We start from the raw sequence: 16,485 nt of genomic DNA on the forward strand, positions 1-16,485 counted from the left end.
TCCAGTGCAGGTTTTCCGAACGCGGGTGACCGGATCTTGGGGCATGGTCACAAATTTCGCGCAAACATCGGTCATCGTGCTGGCTATTGCAGAGAACTGGACAGTCACAAAGGCTTTGCGGCATAGTCTCCAGGTTCTGATACCTGCTCACAGATAACAAGGAACAGCAGATGGCGACCCTATTGGTCCTGCACGGACCCAACCTGAACCTGCTGGGCACCCGTGAACCGGGCGTCTACGGCGCCGTGACACTGGCGCAGATCAACCAGGACCTGGAGCAGCGGGCCCGCACCGCCGGCCATCATTTGCTCTATCTGCAAAGCAACGCCGAATATGAATTGATCGACCGTATCCATGCCGCGCGCGGCGAAGGCGTGGACTTCATTTTGATCAATCCAGCAGCTTTTACACACACAAGCGTCGCATTACGTGACGCGCTGCTGGCGGTGAGCATCCCATTCATCGAAGTGCATTTGTCCAACGTGCACAAACGCGAACCTTTCCGCCATCACTCCTACTTCTCGGATGTAGCAGTGGGAGTGATCTGCGGCCTTGGCGCCAGCGGTTACCGACTGGCCCTGGAGGCCGCCCTAGAGCAGCTTGATAAACAGGCACCAGCTTGAAAACAAGCGTTAAACGCCCCTGACCGACCCTTGGGAGTTGATGATTCATGGATATCCGTAAAGTTAAGAAATTGATCGAATTGCTGGAAGAGTCCGGCATCGACGAGCTTGAGATCAAGGAAGGCGAAGAGTCCGTACGCATCAGCCGCCACAGCAAGACCCCGGCCCAGCAGTTCTATGCACCGGCACCGATGCACGCTCCAGCCGCCGCGCCTGCTCCAGCAGCAGCGCCGGTTGCCGCAGCAGCGCCAGCCGCACCGGCTGCGCCAGCGCTCAACGGCACTGTCGCCCGTTCGCCAATGGTGGGCACGTTCTATCGCAAGTCTTCGCCATCCTCGCCGTCCTTCGTTGAAGTCGGCCAGACCGTGAAGAAAGGCGACACCCTGTGCATCGTCGAAGCCATGAAGATGATGAACCACATCGAAGCTGAAACCAGCGGCGTGATCGAATCCATCCTCGTCGAAGACGGCCAGCCGGTTGAGTACGACCAACCGCTGTTCACCATCGTTTGAACCGCGGAGAGCCTTTGATGACTGCGAAGTTGGAAAAAGTTCTGATCGCTAACCGCGGTGAGATCGCCCTGCGGATTCTGCGTGCCTGCAAAGAGATGGGCATCAAGACCGTCGCCGTTTACTCCAAGGCCGACAAAGAACTGATGCACCTGGGCCTGGCGGACGAATCCGTCTGCATCGGTCCGGCGTCGGCTGCGCACTCCTACCTGCACATCCCGGCGATCATCGCCGCTGCCGAAGTGACCGGCGCCACCGCCATTCACCCTGGCTACGGCTTCCTGGCAGAAAACGCCGACTTCGCCGAACAGGTCGAAAATTCCGGTTTTGCCTTCATTGGCCCGAAAGCCGACACCATCCGCCTGATGGGCGACAAGGTCTCGGCCAAGCACGCCATGATTGCTGCCGGTGTGCCGACCGTTCCGGGTTCCGACGGCCCGTTGCCTGAAGACGAAGAAACCGCTTTGCGCATCGGTCGCGAAGTCGGTTATCCGGTGATCATCAAGGCCGCTGGCGGCGGCGGTGGTCGCGGCATGCGCGTGGTACACAAGGAAGAAGACCTGATTTCCTCGGCGAAACTGACCCGTTCCGAAGCTGGCGCGGCGTTCGGCAACCCGATGGTCTACCTGGAAAAATTCCTGACCAACCCACGTCACGTCGAAGTCCAGGTGCTGTCCGACGGCCAGGGCCATGCGATCCATCTGGGCGACCGCGATTGCTCGCTGCAACGTCGTCACCAGAAAGTCCTCGAAGAAGCGCCGGCACCGGGCATCGACGAGCAGGCTCGCGAGGAAGTCCTGGCGCGTTGCGTCAAGGCCTGCATCGACATCGGCTATCGCGGCGCCGGTACCTTCGAGTTCCTGTACGAGAACGGTCGTTTCTACTTCATCGAAATGAACACCCGTGTTCAGGTGGAGCACCCGGTTTCGGAAATGGTCACCGGTATCGACATCGTCAAGGAGATGCTCAGCATCGCCGCCGGCAACAAGCTGTCGTTCACCCAGGATGACGTGGTCATCCGCGGTCACGCGCTGGAATGCCGGATCAACGCCGAAGACCCGAAAACCTTCATGCCAAGCCCAGGCACGGTCAAGCATTTCCATGCCCCGGGCGGCAATGGCGTTCGCGTCGATTCGCACCTGTACAGCGGTTATGCCGTTCCGCCGAACTACGATTCGTTGATCGGCAAGCTGATCACCTACGGGGCGACCCGTGACGAAGCCATGGCGCGCATGCGCAATGCGCTGGACGAAATCGTGGTAGACGGGATCAAGACCAACATCCCGCTGCACCGCGACCTCGTACGTGACGAAGGCTTCTGCAAAGGTGGCGTCAACATCCACTACCTGGAACACAAGCTGGGCAACCAGCACTGATGTTTCAAGCGGTGTAGAAAAGACCCCGGTCCATTGGCCGGGGTCTTTTTTTGCCTGTCGCTCAGGATGCAGGCAAGGGCATCAACTCAGCAGCACCGTAGAGAATTCCTGCAAGGCAAGTTGCCCCGCAGTCGCCGACCGGCCCTGATGGGTGCGAACGGCACCGTTGGCATTGGCCACCAGCGGTTCGCTGCGCAAGCGCGTCATGAACCCGCGCGCACGTACCGATACCGGATCAGAGCCCTGCTTCGCCCTCGCCAGTACCGGTATGTAATAGCGCTCGACTTGACCGCGGGAGGTCTTGAACACCGAAGTGACCCCATTGCGCAGATCCAGTGACACGCCATAGGTATTGCCGAGGCAGGAAGAATACGACCAGTGATCCCAGGTCGGTTGCAGCCCGTGTTGCCTCATCACCCTCCTGACCGGCTCGCCGATGTCGGCCCCCGTCAGCCAATCCCCGCCGACCAAGGTGGCGCGGATATCCTTGGCCGCGCCCCCCAGGCGCCGCGTCACATCTCGGACACTGCGCTCGATCAGCGTGCGGATGTTGTGATCGAAATGAATGACCGCCCCGACTTTGGTGGTCGGGTTGTACAACGAAGCAATCACGCACGTCTGCGCATTCAGCGAGAACAGATAGTTGTCCGCCGTCTCGCTGAACCTTGCCAGCACAGCCTCGCCCTGCAACGCCCCCCTGGTCGCGTCCGGGAAAACATGCCCGGGAAACGCCTCCCGCAACTCCCCCACTCGCCCAAGGTTGCGCACATGGTCATTACCGCCTCTCAAGCCGACCTTGTTATGGGTCCATTTACCATTCGCCAGCCTGCGGATGGGCAGCTTGTACAACGCACCGGGACGCCTGGCATCCACCAGGCACAACCCGCCGAAGTAGGGATCCTCCATCACCTGGTAGTACCGGCCCTTGCTCCGGATGTAGTGGGCGCCTAGCGGTTGCGTTGCGCTGGGCGGGCTGCGATAGGTGCCCAAAAAAATCCCCTCCTCAATCACCGGCTGCAAGTGCTCCGGTGTTCCGCTGACCGCCTGCTGCGGCTTCAGGCGTATGGGCGGGATCACCGGCCCAGCCTCTTTGGCGATGCCTGATGTCGCGCGCCTCAAGCGTTGAGCGGACAACGACAGAGGTTTCACCGCGAACTTCAGGTTCCTGGCCGCGCGCCCCAGCAGCGTGGCCATGCTTGCGGCACCGAGCGTGGCGAACAGCGTCCCCCAGGTCGCGGCCAGCCAGTGGCCAAGCGCGCCTTCCGTGTCGCCCTGCCCATGCGCCTCGACCGCCTGCCCGGCGCTGACAGCCACCAAGCCAATGTCCAGCAACAAGGCAAACGGGGGGTAGACCATGCACACAGGAGCCGCCGCGAAGATCAGGCCCTTGAACACCTGATCCCTGATCATTTCGGCACGACTTGTGGTGATGTCCTCCACATCGGTGACAGCGCGCTCGATGCAGGCATCGAATTCAGCGCTGATGTCCATGACCCGATTGAATTCGCGCACTGTATCGACGCGCGTGCTCCCGGTCGCCAGCGCCACCAGCGAACGCCCTGCAGCGGCACGCGCGCTCAGTGCGACCCGCTCCAGTACGTAATGATGCAGTTGCACGGCGATGCTCCCGGAGAAATCCAGGTACTTGCGAAACAGGATTCCGTCCGGAGCATCGGGTGTGTACAACCAGTAAAAAACCTTAGGATCGAAGTAAGTGAAAACGTAGACCCCTTGCACGACATGACCGCCGACGGTCAACTTGATCACGCCTTCACGCGTCACGGCAGCACTAGGATGCGTGGCGCTGTTCATCGGCCGCCCATCGCTCAGCAGCGTGACTTGCCGGGTGAGCCACTGGAATTCGTCGGTGCTCAACATCGACTTGCCATGGGCCACACGCAGGTCGCGATCCATCCGGGCCAACAGCATGTAGCGGTAGGCCTCGCGGCGTTTCGAATACTCAGGGCCCTTGGCATCGAGAAAGCTGGCGCGGATGTGCTTGGCATATCGTTCCCCCAGGTAAGCCACGCGAATGTATGACGCCAGTTCGGCGCTGCGAACCTGCTTCAAATCCTGGCCGACGGAAGAGCGCACGCCTCTTGTGGGATCGTCGATATCCGAGTTGTGCTCATATCCGAAGATGGCAAGGTCCAGCAGGCTGGCGGTTTTTTTCTCGGCTGCCAGCCCTGGGCTGTAGTCGATGAGCACAGTGGCCGGATCGACCGCTTCAAGCACCCCCTTGCTACGCAGGTACGGCGCAATCAAATGGGCGAAGGTACGCTTGGCGAAGTCGATGAAGACTTCATAGTCGGCCATCTGTTCATCGAACACCTGCCGCTGAACCAGAAACTCCTGGTTCAAGCCACTGATGTTGCGCCGGGACTCCAGCGGCAACGCCGAGTACCAGCGAGGCGACTCGTTCAGCTCCACTTGCGTCAGGTTATTGGCCAGGCCGGTCAAGACGGCGTTCTGAAGACAGGCCCTGAACCCCGTCACCGGGCCCCTGAGGTCTTTGCCCAAGTCCCATGAAGCCGGTTTCTCCGCCACGCTGGCAAAATACTCCCGGGCCCGTCCATGATCGGTCGCAGGGAGTTGCTGCAGCAGATACTCGCGACCGGCTTCGTTTTGGGTCCAGGCACCGACCTCCCCGCTCAGCGCCCGAAGCGAGGTCAACTCGACCCACTCCTGACCATCGGGTTTGCCGGGGGCATACAGCAGCAGGCCACTGACGTCGTCGCCCACGTCCTCGCGGTAGAACAGAAGAGAATCGGCACACTTCAGGCCATTGGGAAGCACAAGACCGGCGACACGCCACACGCTAGCGGTTGGCGTCGCAACGTCGCTCCCCCACAGAGCACTGAGCGAGTCATGGCCGGTCGCCGACAACTGGCCCGCACAACGCGCGATAAACGCACTGTGCTGCAGGCGCGCCAAAAACCAATCGAGCATGGCCGCTTTCAGGTCCGCCCGCTCATATCGATCGGCCAGTGCTTGCAGGTACCCGGCAGGCGCATCGACGTTTGCCAACAATCGGCCAATGAAGTCCGGCGAAAGGGACTGGTTACGCAGCATGCCGCCATTTTCCACCAGGAACACCGACACCGCGTCCGGCCGTACCGGGCCTGCCGCCACCAGCTCACTCAGGTTGTAGGTGTGCACCGGCTGCCCCATCACCGTTCGCCACTGTAACTGCACGCGAATGCTGTCAGGCTCGACCACCATGTCCAATTCATCCCTGGCATAGTCCCTGGCCAATTGCCGAGCGAAGGCCCGCAGCGAACCCAGGCCATCGACCAGCTCATCGACTTGTACCTGCGCCAGCGCGGCCTGGTTTTCAAACGCTCGCAGCCGTTCACGATCAGGATTGCTCAAACCCCGCAGCCAATGCGGCAATTGCAATCGCGCGACCGCTCCCAGATCCCGCCGCTCACGGTTTGTGGCCAACGCCGTCAAGCGACTCGTCTGGCGCCAGGCGTCCTGGAGTTCTTCGATCTGTTCTCGCAATTCATCGACGTCCAGGCCGGCCAGATGGTCAGGCTGGAAAAGCCCGTCGACCGCGACCCGATGCTCATCAAGTTTTTGCCTGACCAACGCCTCGAGCGAGGCATCCTGCGAAACGATTCGCCAATGCCGCCGCAGATAGTCCTTGTAGTGACCGACAAACCTCACCGCCGCGCTTTCCACCGCCCGGGCAACGAACTCACGACGCTCGGGGGCGAACCCCAGGTCTACCCCCTCGGGCCAGCGGTAGGGCAAGTCCTGCTCTTCGTCATAAACCACAGGCGCCTGGTCGATCATGCGCTGCAACACCGTGTCGAGCAGGGTGTCGATGAAGTGTGGATCGATGTTGCCTTGGTGATAATGGGTGCGCAGTTCGACCAGCAGGTACTCTTCCAGCACCTCCAGCAAGCTCATCTGGGTTTGCAGTCGCGCGTCGATAGCCACTTGCCAACGCGTCAATTTCTCCAGGGTCACGTGTGCAGTCGCCGCCTGCGGGGAAGAGACCAGCCCCGTGCGCGCCATGTTGCTGTGCCGTTCGGCAGTGATGTCCATACACATTCCTCCCTGCTGTGTGGACCGGCACCTTATCCGCCCGGCGATACGCCCATGGCATACATATATATATCGAAACACCCACCCTGACGGCGCAAGACTCGCTTATCCACTTTGCCCGCGACCTGGCGTACACTGCGCGCCTTTGCAGCCCAGCGCTGCCCCCTGTAGATTTTTTTCAAAGGTGCCCGCCATGCCTTGGCTGCAAGTACGTCTGGCCATCAGCCCGGAACAAGCCGAAACCTATGAAGACGCGTTTCTTGAAGTAGGCGCTGTATCGGTGACTTTCATGGACGCCGAAGACCAGCCGATCTTCGAGCCGGAGCTCAATACCACCCCACTGTGGTCCCACACCCACCTGCTGGCCCTGTTCGAAGGCGGCACCGAGGCGGCCAGCGTACTGGCCCATCTCGAGCTGCTGACCGGCAGCCCGCTGCCCGAGCATCACAGCGAAGTGATCGAGGACCAGGACTGGGAACGCAGCTGGATGGATAATTTCCAGCCGATGCGTTTCGGCCAGCGCCTGTGGATCGTCCCAAGCTGGCATGCCGCGCCAGAGCCGGACGCGGTCAACCTGCTGCTGGACCCGGGCCTGGCGTTCGGCACCGGCACCCACCCGACCACCGCACTGTGCCTGGAATGGCTCGACGGCCAGGACCTGAAGGGTTGCAACGTGCTCGACTTCGGCTGCGGCTCGGGGATCCTGGCGATTGCCGCGCTCCTGCTGGGCGCCCGGGAAGCAGTCGGCACCGACATCGACGTCCAGGCCCTGGAAGCCTCCCGCGACAACGCCGGGCGCAACAACATTGCCGAAGCCCTGTTCCCGCTGTACTTGCCGCAGGACTTGCCACAGGTCCAGGCCGACGTGCTGGTGGCCAACATCCTTGCCGGCCCGCTGGTGTCCCTGTCGCCGCAACTGTCGAGCCTGGTCAAGCCGGGCGGACGCCTGGCGCTGTCGGGCATCCTCGCCGAACAAGGTGAAGAAGTCGCCGCCGCTTATGCCGCGGACTTTGACCTGGACCCCATCGCCAATCGCGATGGCTGGGTGCGCATCACCGGACGTCGGCGCTAGAATGACCGCCTGTATCCACCGGATTGCCGCATGACTGACAGCTTCGTCACCCAGTGCCCGCATTGCCACACCCGTTTTCGCGTCAGCCATGCTCAATTGAGCGTGGCCCGCGGAGTGGTTCGTTGCGGCTCGTGCCTGCAAGTGTTCAATGCCGCACGACAGTTGCTGGAACAACGCACTGCCAAGCAAGCGGAGCCTGTCGTCGTGCCACCCTCCAAGCCTGCCGTCGAAGCACCGCCCCGGGCCATCAGCCAGAAACAATGGAGCGCCGCCGAGCTGGATCTGGATGACCTGGACAAGGAACTGGCGCGTCTGGAGCGGCGCGACAATCGCGCGCCGGGAAACACCGGCCGGCGCCGGGAAGACAATCTGAGCGCGCAACGCGACTCGCTCTCTGGCGAACAGCAGGCCTGGCCCGACAGCCTGTACAGCGAAACCTTGAGCGAACGCGCCGAAGCCATCCTCGATACCCCTGTCGAACCGTTCGAGCCCCACGAACCGGCCCGGCCGCCACGCACCGAGCCGTCCCTGTCCCTGGCCCTTGAACCCCTGGAACCGGACGACGAGCCTGTCGCCCCCCTCCACCTGGCGCCGGACGACGAGCCCGACGAACACCTCGAACGCCTGTCCGCCACCGACGACCACGACGACGAACCCGAGCCACCGGTGCCACTGCGCAAGTCACGGGAACGCCAGGAGCCCGGAATACGCGCCGAAGCCCTCCACGACCTGGACGACGACCCGCTGCAACTGGACTGGCGCAAACGCCGCTCGCCCTGGGGGCGACGCATGTTATGGGGCCTGCTGATATTGCTCGCCGCCGCGGCCTTGGGCGGCCAGTACATCGCCTACCATTTCGAGGAGCTGGCCCGTCAGGACCAGTACCGGCCATGGTTCCTGCAAATCTGCCCGACCATCGGCTGCGACGTACCGTCCAAGGTCGACATCGCCAAGATCAAGAGCAGCAACCTGGTGGTGCGCAGCCATCCGGAGTTCAGCGGTGCCCTGGTGGTGGACGCGATCATCTATAACCGTGCGCCCTTCTCCCAACCTTTTCCGCTGCTGGAACTGCGCTTTGCCGACCTCAACGGGCACCTGATCGCCAGCCGCCGCTTCAAGGCCGGGGAGTACCTGGGTGGCGACCTCCAGGACCGCGGCGAAATGCCGCCCCAGACGCCCATTCACATCGCACTGGATATCCTGGACCCTGGGCCCAAGGCGGTGAACTACAGCCTGAGCTTCCATTCCCCCGAATGAAACCGGCCAGGGTCGGCCGATTGACGGCAGCTTTCTGACTGACCCCACCCAGACCAAACCGCTGGCGATAACAAAATAGCTGTTCAGATTTTATCCAATTCGATCTTTATCCAGTCATCGAGAGCGGGTATCATGCCAACCCTTTTTCGAAGTCTCATGATCCGGCCCCACTTCAGGGAAGTCCTATGTCGGCGGTACGCATCGGCCCATATACATTGCAGAACGGCCTGGTTCTCGCCCCTATGGCGGGCGTCACCGACCAGCCCTTTCGTCAGCTGTGCAAGCGCTTGGGCGCAGGATTGGTGGTTTCGGAAATGGTCACCAGCGACATGAGTTTGTGGAACACCCGCAAATCGCGTCTGCGCATGATCCACGAAGGCGATCCCGAGCCCCGCTCGGTACAGATCGCCGGTGGCGACGCACAGATGCTGGCGGAGGCGGCCCGGGCGAACGTCGAGCTGGGGGCGCAGATCATCGACATCAACATGGGCTGCCCGGCGAAGAAGGTCTGCAACAAGGCCGCAGGCTCGGCACTGTTGAAAGATGAAGCGCTGGTCACCGAGATCCTGCAGGCGGTCGTCGCCGCGGTCGATGTGCCGGTGACCCTGAAGATCCGCACCGGGTGGGACCGGGAGAACAAGAATGGCCTGGTAGTGGCGAAGATCGCCGAACAGGCGGGCATCACGGCGCTGGCGGTCCACGGCCGCACCCGTGCCGACCTGTACACCGGTGAAGCCGAGTACGACACCATCGCCGCGATCAAGCAGGCGGTGTCGATTCCGGTCTTTGCCAACGGCGACGTCGATTCGCCCGAGAAGGCCCGGTACGTGCTGGACGCGACCGGTGCCGATGGCCTGTTGATCGGCCGGGCCGCCCAGGGGCGGCCATGGATTTTTCGTGAGATCGAACACTTCCTGCGCACGGGCGAAAAGCTCGCGGCGCCGCAGTTGTCCGAGGTGGAACGTATTCTGCTAGAGCATCTGGCCGCGCTACATGCCTTCTACGGAGAAGTCATGGGTGTACGCATCGCTCGCAAGCATGTGGGCTGGTATCTCGCAACCCTGCCGGGCGCCAGGGAGTTTCGCGCCCGTTTCAATCGTTTGGATGGTACACAAGCACAATGCGCCGACGTTCAGGCGTTCTTCGCTGAGCGTTACAAGAGCCTGACAGGGGACGAAGGGGTGGCCGCATGACGATGATGACCGAGACTTTAGTGAGTGGAACAACACCCGTGAGCGACAACGTGAATTTGAAACAGCACCTCAATACGCCCAGCGAAGAAGGCCAGACCCTTCGCGGGAGTGTCGAGAAGGCGCTGCACAATTATTTCGCCCACCTTGAGGGCGCTGCCGTCACGGATGTGTACAACCTGGTGCTTTCCGAAGTCGAGGCGCCGCTGCTCGAAAGCGTGATGAACTACGTCAAGGGTAACCAGACCAAGGCCAGTGAGCTGCTGGGCCTGAACCGCGGCACCCTGCGCAAGAAACTCAAGCAGTACGATCTGCTGTAAGCATTCAATCAAACCAGAAAGGCGCCCGCGTAAAAAACGGTCGCCTTTTTTGCTGACTTCCCTTGCTTTTGATGGAAATTGAAATGACCGACCAGACCACCCGCCTGCCGATCCGCCGCGCCTTGATCAGCGTCTCCGACAAGACCGGGATCCTCGAATTCGCCCGCGAGCTGCAACAGCTGGGCGTCGAGATTCTCTCCACCGGCGGGACCTTCAAGCTGCTGCAGGACAACGGCGTCGCCGCAGTGGAAGTCGCGGACTACACCGGTTTTGCAGAAATGATGGACGGTCGGGTCAAGACCCTGCACCCGAAAATCCACGGCGGGATCCTGGGTCGTCGCGGCATCGACGACGCCATCATGAACGAACACGGCATCAAGCCGATCGACCTGGTAGCGGTCAACCTCTACCCGTTCGAAGCCACCATCAACAAGCCCGGCTGCGACCTGCCGACTGCCATCGAGAACATCGACATCGGCGGCCCGACCATGGTCCGCTCGGCGGCCAAGAACCACAAAGACGTAGCCATCGTGGTCAACGCCAGCGACTACGCCAGCGTGCTGGAAAACCTCAAGGCCGGTGGCCTGACCTACGCCCAGCGTTTCGACCTGATGCTCAAGGCCTTCGAACACACCGCCGCCTACGACGGCATGATCGCCAACTACATGGGCACCGTGAACCAGGCAGCTGAAACCCTGTCGACCGAAGGCCGCAGCGAATTCCCGCGCACCTTCAACACCCAGTTCGTCAAGGCCCAGGAAATGCGCTACGGCGAGAACCCGCACCAGAGCGCGGCGTTCTACGTGGAAGCCAAGCCCGCCGAAGTCGGCATTGCCACCGCCACCCAGCTGCAAGGCAAGGAACTGTCGTTCAACAACGTGGCCGACACCGACGCCGCCCTGGAATGCGTGAAGAGCTTCGTCAAGCCTGCCTGCGTGATCGTCAAGCACGCCAACCCGTGCGGCGTGGCGGTGAGCCCGGACGCCGAGGGTGGCATCCGCCAGGCCTACGAACTGGCCTACGCCACCGACACCGAGTCGGCTTTCGGCGGCATCATCGCCTTCAACCGTGAACTGGACGCCGAGACCGCCAAGGCCATCGTCGAGCGTCAGTTCGTCGAAGTGATCATCGCCCCGTCGGTCACCGAAGAAGCCCGCGCCATCGTTGCCGCCAAGGCCAACGTCCGCCTGCTGGCCTGCGGCCAATGGTCGGCCGATCGTGCACCGGCCTGGGACTACAAGCGCGTCAATGGCGGCCTGCTGGTCCAGAGCCGCGACATCGGCATGATCGGCAGCGAAGACCTCAAGGTCGTGACCAAGCGCGCCCCGAGCGAGCAGGAAATCAACGACCTGATCTTCGCCTGGAAAGTCGCCAAGTACGTCAAGTCCAACGCCATCGTCTACGCCAAGAACCGCCAGACCATCGGTGTCGGCGCTGGCCAGATGAGCCGCGTGAACTCCGCCCGCATCGCCGCCATCAAGGCTGAACACGCCGGTTTGCAGGTACAAGGCGCGGTCATGGCTTCCGATGCGTTCTTCCCGTTCCGCGACGGCATCGACAACGCCGCCAAGGTCGGCATCACGGCCGTGATCCAGCCGGGTGGTTCGATGCGTGACAATGAAGTGATTGCGGCTGCCGATGAGGCTGGTATCGCAATGGTCTTTACGGGCATGCGCCACTTCCGTCACTGATACACCGACCCACTGTGGGAGCTGGGTTGGTGTGGGAGCAAGGCTCTGTGGGAGCAAGGCTTGCCCGCGATGCAGGCAACTCGGTCCATCAGGCAAACCGAGGTGATGCTATCGCGGGCAAGCCTTGCTCCCACACAAGACCAGCTCCCACACAAGCTCGCTCCCACAGAAAAGCATCTCTGCGATGCTCAACAGAATCAGCGTCATCCGAGGTTTTTTGAAATGAATGTTTTGATCATTGGCAGCGGTGGCCGCGAACACGCCCTGGCCTGGAAAGTGGCCCAGGATCCCCGTGTGCAGAAGGTTTTCGTGGCACCGGGCAATGCCGGCACCGCCATCGAAGCCAAATGCGAAAACGTCGCCATCGACGTGCTGGCCCTGGAGCAACTGGCCGACTTCGCCGAAAAGAACGTCTCGCTGACCATCGTCGGCCCGGAAGTGCCGCTGGTCGCCGGTGTGGTCGATCTGTTCCGCGCCCGTGGCCTGGACTGCTTCGGCCCGACTGCTGGTGCCGCGCAGTTGGAAGGCTCGAAAGCGTTCACCAAGGATTTCCTGGCGCGTCACAAGATCCCGACCGCCGACTACCAGAACTTCACCGAAATCGAACCAGCCCTGGCGTACCTGCGCGAGAAAGGCGCACCGATCGTGATCAAGGCCGACGGCCTCGCTGCCGGTAAAGGCGTGATCGTTGCCATGACCCTGGCCGAAGCCGAAGACGCCGTGCGCGACATGCTCGCCGGCAATGCCTTCGGTGACGCCGGTTCCCGCGTGGTGATCGAAGAGTTCCTCGACGGCGAGGAAGCCAGTTTCATCGTCATGGTCGATGGCAAGAACGTCCTGCCAATGGCCACCAGCCAGGACCACAAGCGTGTCGGCGACGGCGACAGCGGCCCGAACACCGGCGGCATGGGTGCCTACTCCCCAGCCCCGGTGGTGACCGCCCAGGTACACCAACGCGTCATGGACCTGGTGATCTGGCCGACCGTGCGCGGCATGGCCGAGGAAGGCAATGTCTACACCGGTTTCCTCTATGCTGGCCTGATGATCGACAAGGCTGGTAACCCAAAAGTCATCGAATTCAACTGCCGTTTCGGCGATCCTGAGACCCAACCGGTGATGCTGCGCCTGCAATCGAGCCTGGTCCTGCTGGTCGAGGCCGCACTGGCCCAGGCACTGGACAAGGTCGAAGCCCAGTGGGATCCGCGCCCAAGCGTCGGTGTCGTACTGGCGGCTGGCGGTTACCCGGGCGACTACGCCAAAGGTAGCGCGATCCAGGGCCTGGACGCCGCGGCCCGCCTGGAAGGCAAGGTCTTCCAGGCAGGCACGGCGTTGAAGGATGGGCAAGTGGTCACCGCTGGCGGTCGCGTGCTTTGCGCCACCGCCATGGGAGCCAGTGTCGACGAAGCTCAGCAGCAGGCCTACAAGCTTGCCGCCGAGATCGACTGGGAAGGTTGCTTCTACCGCAAGGACATTGGCTACCGTGCCATTGCCCGCGAGCGTGGCGAAAATCTGGAATAACCCAGCCATTCAGCCAGGCAAGGGTCTGCGGCCCTTGCCTGACTGTTCCGGCGCCGCGCATAGTTATAATCTGGCATCAACCTACGAAGGGATTTCGCCGTGCGCTGGCTCAGGATTGCCATAGGCCTTACCGTCACCCTGCTGACGCTGCTCTGCATGCTCCCGGCCCAGGCCGCGCCAGGCAGTGGCTGGGCGGTATTGCTCGACGAACAGGGCGACCTGACGCTGAGCGACATCCGTTCTGCCCGCTACACCAATCAATTCAGCCCCATCGACCTCGACCGCCTCAAGGCCGCCGAGCCCGGCGGGGCATTGTGGTTGCGTTTCCGCCTGGCCCCCGACCGGCATGAACAGATCCTGCGCATCTTCGCCCCCGACCTGTCACGCCTGAACCTCTATGTGCTGGACGGCGACGCCCTGGTTGACCAACAGGTCAACGGCAATGCCACGCCGCACACCGAACCGGTGGTACCGAGCAGCGATTTCATGCTGCCCCTGCCACGCAGCGATAAATCGCTGGATGTCTACCTGCGACTGGCCTCGCGCCACGAACTGCGCCCCTACGTCACCTTGCAATCGGCCGTCGTGGCGGCGGCCGATCAGAACCAGACGCTGATCTATGGGTTGCTGTTCGGCTGCATCGCCATGCTGATCCTGCACAACCTCACCCGCTATGCCTACACCCGCTCACGCAGTTGCCTGTGGCTGGCAGCCTGTGAAGGGCTGCTGATGCTCAGCCTCGCACTGTTGCTGAACCTGGCCGGGCCCTGGCTGCCCGACTGGCCTGCCGTCCAGACGCCCGGGGCCTACCTGGCCTTGCTGCTGACCGCGCCCTGCGGCCTGATGTTCGCCTACCGTTTCTTCGCGCCCCTGGGACCGCACCCGTTGAACCGGCTGCTGCTGGGGGACATCGTGTTCGTCATGCTGTGCAGCCTGTTGCTATTGTTCGTCAACACGCTGCCGCTCAATATCATGACCTATGCCCTGGTGGCCCTGGCCGGCCTGAGCATGCTGTTCGTCAGCGCCTGGCACTGGCAAAAGGGCTACCGCCCGGCCCGGTTGTTCGTCGCAGCCATGGTGGTCTTCAACCTTGGCACGCTGATCATCCTTCCGGCCCTGCAAGGGCTCACGGAAGTCCCTCCCCAGGGCTTGATCATCACCCTGCTGATCTTCATCTGCATCAGCGGCCTGTTGATGAGTGTCGCCCTGGGCGAGCGCCAGCGCTCGATCAACGAAAGCCGGTTCAGCATCAGCCGCGACCTGGCGGCGAGCAATGCCGAGATCAATGCCAAGGCCGAGTTCCTGGCCAAGATCAGCCACGAGATCCGCACCCCAATGAACGGTGTGCTGGGCATGACTGAGCTGCTGCTGGGTACCCCGTTGTCGGTCAAGCAGCGCGACTACGTGCAGACGATCCACAGCGCCGGCAATGAACTGCTGACCCTGATCAACGAGATCCTCGACATTTCCCGGCTCGAATCCGGGCAGATCGAACTGGACGACGTGCAGTTCGACCTCAATGCACTGATCGAGGATTGCCTGAGTATCTTCCGGGCCAAAGCCGAACAGCAGAATGTCGAGCTGATCAGTTTCATCCAGCCCCAGGTGCCACGAGTGATCAGCGGTGACCCGACGCGGCTGCGCCAGGCGCTGCTGAGCCTGCTGGAAAACGCCCTGAAGAAGACCGATGAGGGCGAAGTGCTGATCGTCGTCGCCCTCGACGAGCGCAGCAATCAGCCACGCCTGCGCATCGCCGTGCAGGACAGCGGGACGCCGATGGACGCCGAAGAGCGCGATACGCTGATGCACGCCGAGCTGCACAGCAAGAATTTCCTGTCGGCCACGCGCCTTGGGGGCAACCTGGGCCTGGTCATCGCCCGTCAGTTGATCGTGCTGATGCACGGGGAATTCGGTATCAAAAGCGGCAGCAACCAGGGCAGTACCCTGTGGCTGACCCTGCCGCTGGACCCGGATCGCCTCGAACATCCAACTTCCGACCTCGATGGCCCGCTGCAAGGGGCGCGGGTATTGATCGTCGACGACAACGACACCTGCCGCAAAGTACTGGTGCAACAGTGCAGCGCCTGGGGCCTGAACGTCAGTGCGGTGCCATCGGGCAAGGAAGCCCTGGCGCTGCTGCGCACCAAGGCCCACCTGCGCGACTATTTCGACGTGGTGTTGCTGGACCAGAACATGCCAGGCATGACCGGCATGCAACTGGCGGCCAAGATCAAGGAAGACCCGAGCCTGAACCACGACATCCTGTTGATCATGCTCACCGGTATCAGCAACGCGCCGAGCAAGATCGTGGCACGCAACAGCGGGGTCAAGCGCATCCTCGCCAAACCGGTGGCCGGCTATACCCTCAAGACCACCCTGGCGGACGAACTGAACCAGCGCAATCGGGGCCTGGCGACGAATGTGCAGGTGAACGCCGGCCCTCCCCTTCCGGTGAAGGTGCCGAGCGATTTCCGCATTCTGGTGGCCGAGGACAACAGCATTTCCACCAAGGTCATCCGCGGCATGCTCGGCAAGCTCAACCTGCAACCCGACACTGCCAGCAACGGCGAAGAAGCCCTCAAGGCCATGAAGGAGCAGCGCTACGACCTGGTCCTGATGGACTGCGAGATGCCAATCCTCGACGGGTTTTCCGCCACTCAGCAACTGCGCGCCTGGGAAATGGGCAACCAGAGGACTCGTACTCCCGTGGTGGCGCTCACCGCGCATATCCTGGCCGAGCACAAGGAGCGCGCGCGCCAGGCCGGGATGGACGGGCATATGGCCAAGCCGGTGGAGCTGTCGCAGTTGCGTGAGCTGATCGAACACTGGGTGGCCCAGCGCGATCAGCAAAAACCGACTGCATCGACTTATTGAAC

11 protein-coding genes are annotated in these 16,485 nt (G+C 62.2%); 10 read left to right on the top strand and 1 reads right to left on the bottom strand.

Features of this window, described 5'->3' with window-relative positions:
- Positions 1–170 precede the first annotated feature (170 nt).
- Genes aroQ through accC form a run of 3 tightly spaced genes read left to right on the top strand, consistent with a single transcriptional unit; the run spans position 171 to position 2,508 of the window.
- Complete coding sequence (gene aroQ / locus Q7F16_RS18795; RefSeq protein ID WP_014336388.1) at positions 171–623, top strand: type II 3-dehydroquinate dehydratase; 453 nt, start codon at positions 171–173, stop codon at positions 621–623.
- Positions 624–670: 47 nt separating this feature from the next.
- Positions 671–1,135, top strand: coding sequence for an acetyl-CoA carboxylase biotin carboxyl carrier protein (gene accB, locus Q7F16_RS18800; protein WP_003197423.1), 465 nt, complete (start codon positions 671–673; stop codon positions 1,133–1,135).
- Between the two features lie 17 nt (positions 1,136–1,152).
- Entirely contained in the window at positions 1,153–2,508 is a 1,356-nt protein-coding gene (gene accC / locus Q7F16_RS18805) for an acetyl-CoA carboxylase biotin carboxylase subunit (RefSeq protein ID WP_003197421.1), read from the top strand.
- An 81-nt stretch (positions 2,509–2,589) separates the two neighbouring features.
- On the opposite strand, the gene Q7F16_RS18810 is transcribed toward accC, so the two are convergent.
- Complete coding sequence (locus tag Q7F16_RS18810) at positions 2,590–6,561, bottom strand: dermonecrotic toxin domain-containing protein (protein ID WP_409556738.1); 3,972 nt, start codon at positions 6,559–6,561, stop codon at positions 2,590–2,592.
- Positions 6,562–6,754: 193 nt separating this feature from the next.
- Here Q7F16_RS18810 and prmA point away from each other — a divergent pair, with 193 nt between their 5' ends.
- From prmA to Q7F16_RS18845, 7 genes are all read left to right on the top strand, one after another.
- Positions 6,755–7,633 carry a 50S ribosomal protein L11 methyltransferase gene (prmA, locus tag Q7F16_RS18815; RefSeq protein WP_409556737.1) on the top strand — a complete coding sequence of 293 codons (879 nt, stop codon included), beginning with the start codon at positions 6,755–6,757 and terminating at the stop codon, positions 7,631–7,633.
- 30 nt (positions 7,634–7,663) lie between these two features.
- A complete protein-coding gene (locus Q7F16_RS18820) occupies positions 7,664–8,890 on the top strand; it encodes a DUF3426 domain-containing protein (RefSeq protein ID WP_079301697.1) in 1,227 nt (408 codons plus the stop codon).
- A gap of 185 nt (positions 8,891–9,075) precedes the next feature.
- On the top strand, positions 9,076–10,083 hold the full coding sequence (dusB, locus tag Q7F16_RS18825; protein WP_014336385.1) for a tRNA dihydrouridine synthase DusB: 1,008 nt from the start codon (positions 9,076–9,078) through the stop codon (positions 10,081–10,083).
- Positions 10,080–10,400, top strand: coding sequence for a DNA-binding transcriptional regulator Fis (fis, locus tag Q7F16_RS18830; RefSeq protein WP_003186237.1), 321 nt, complete (start codon positions 10,080–10,082; stop codon positions 10,398–10,400). The genes dusB and fis overlap by 4 nt, the downstream gene beginning before the upstream one ends.
- Positions 10,401–10,483: 83 nt before the next feature.
- On the top strand, positions 10,484–12,091 hold the full coding sequence (purH, locus tag Q7F16_RS18835; protein WP_116643254.1) for a bifunctional phosphoribosylaminoimidazolecarboxamide formyltransferase/IMP cyclohydrolase: 1,608 nt from the start codon (positions 10,484–10,486) through the stop codon (positions 12,089–12,091).
- Positions 12,092–12,313: 222 nt separating this feature from the next.
- Positions 12,314–13,609 carry a phosphoribosylamine--glycine ligase gene (gene purD, locus Q7F16_RS18840; RefSeq protein ID WP_409556736.1) on the top strand — a complete coding sequence of 432 codons (1,296 nt, stop codon included), beginning with the start codon at positions 12,314–12,316 and terminating at the stop codon, positions 13,607–13,609.
- Positions 13,610–13,708: 99 nt separating this feature from the next.
- Complete coding sequence (locus Q7F16_RS18845) at positions 13,709–16,483, top strand: hybrid sensor histidine kinase/response regulator (RefSeq protein WP_409556735.1); 2,775 nt, start codon at positions 13,709–13,711, stop codon at positions 16,481–16,483.
- Positions 16,484–16,485: the final 2 nt, after the last annotated feature.

Origin of the sequence: Pseudomonas sp. Lb2C2 (assembly GCF_052112205.1) — a bacterium.
In the GTDB taxonomy this organism is placed as follows: domain Bacteria; phylum Pseudomonadota; class Gammaproteobacteria; order Pseudomonadales; family Pseudomonadaceae; genus Aquipseudomonas; species Aquipseudomonas kilonensis.

Coding starts and splice junctions, on each gene's coding strand:
- purH (WP_116643254.1), top strand. CDS start 10,484: ATGACCGACCAGACCACCCGCCTGCCGATCCGCCGCGCCTTGATCAGC.
- dusB (WP_014336385.1), top strand. CDS start 9,076: ATGTCGGCGGTACGCATCGGCCCATATACATTGCAGAACGGCCTGGTT.
- Q7F16_RS18820 (WP_079301697.1), top strand. CDS start 7,664: ATGACTGACAGCTTCGTCACCCAGTGCCCGCATTGCCACACCCGTTTT.
- accB (WP_003197423.1), top strand. CDS start 671: ATGGATATCCGTAAAGTTAAGAAATTGATCGAATTGCTGGAAGAGTCC.
- purD (WP_409556736.1), top strand. CDS start 12,314: ATGAATGTTTTGATCATTGGCAGCGGTGGCCGCGAACACGCCCTGGCC.
- fis (WP_003186237.1), top strand. CDS start 10,080: ATGACGATGATGACCGAGACTTTAGTGAGTGGAACAACACCCGTGAGC.
- prmA (WP_409556737.1), top strand. CDS start 6,755: ATGCCTTGGCTGCAAGTACGTCTGGCCATCAGCCCGGAACAAGCCGAA.
- accC (WP_003197421.1), top strand. CDS start 1,153: ATGACTGCGAAGTTGGAAAAAGTTCTGATCGCTAACCGCGGTGAGATC.
- Q7F16_RS18810 (WP_409556738.1), bottom strand. CDS start 6,561: ATGGACATCACTGCCGAACGGCACAGCAACATGGCGCGCACGGGGCTG.
- aroQ (WP_014336388.1), top strand. CDS start 171: ATGGCGACCCTATTGGTCCTGCACGGACCCAACCTGAACCTGCTGGGC.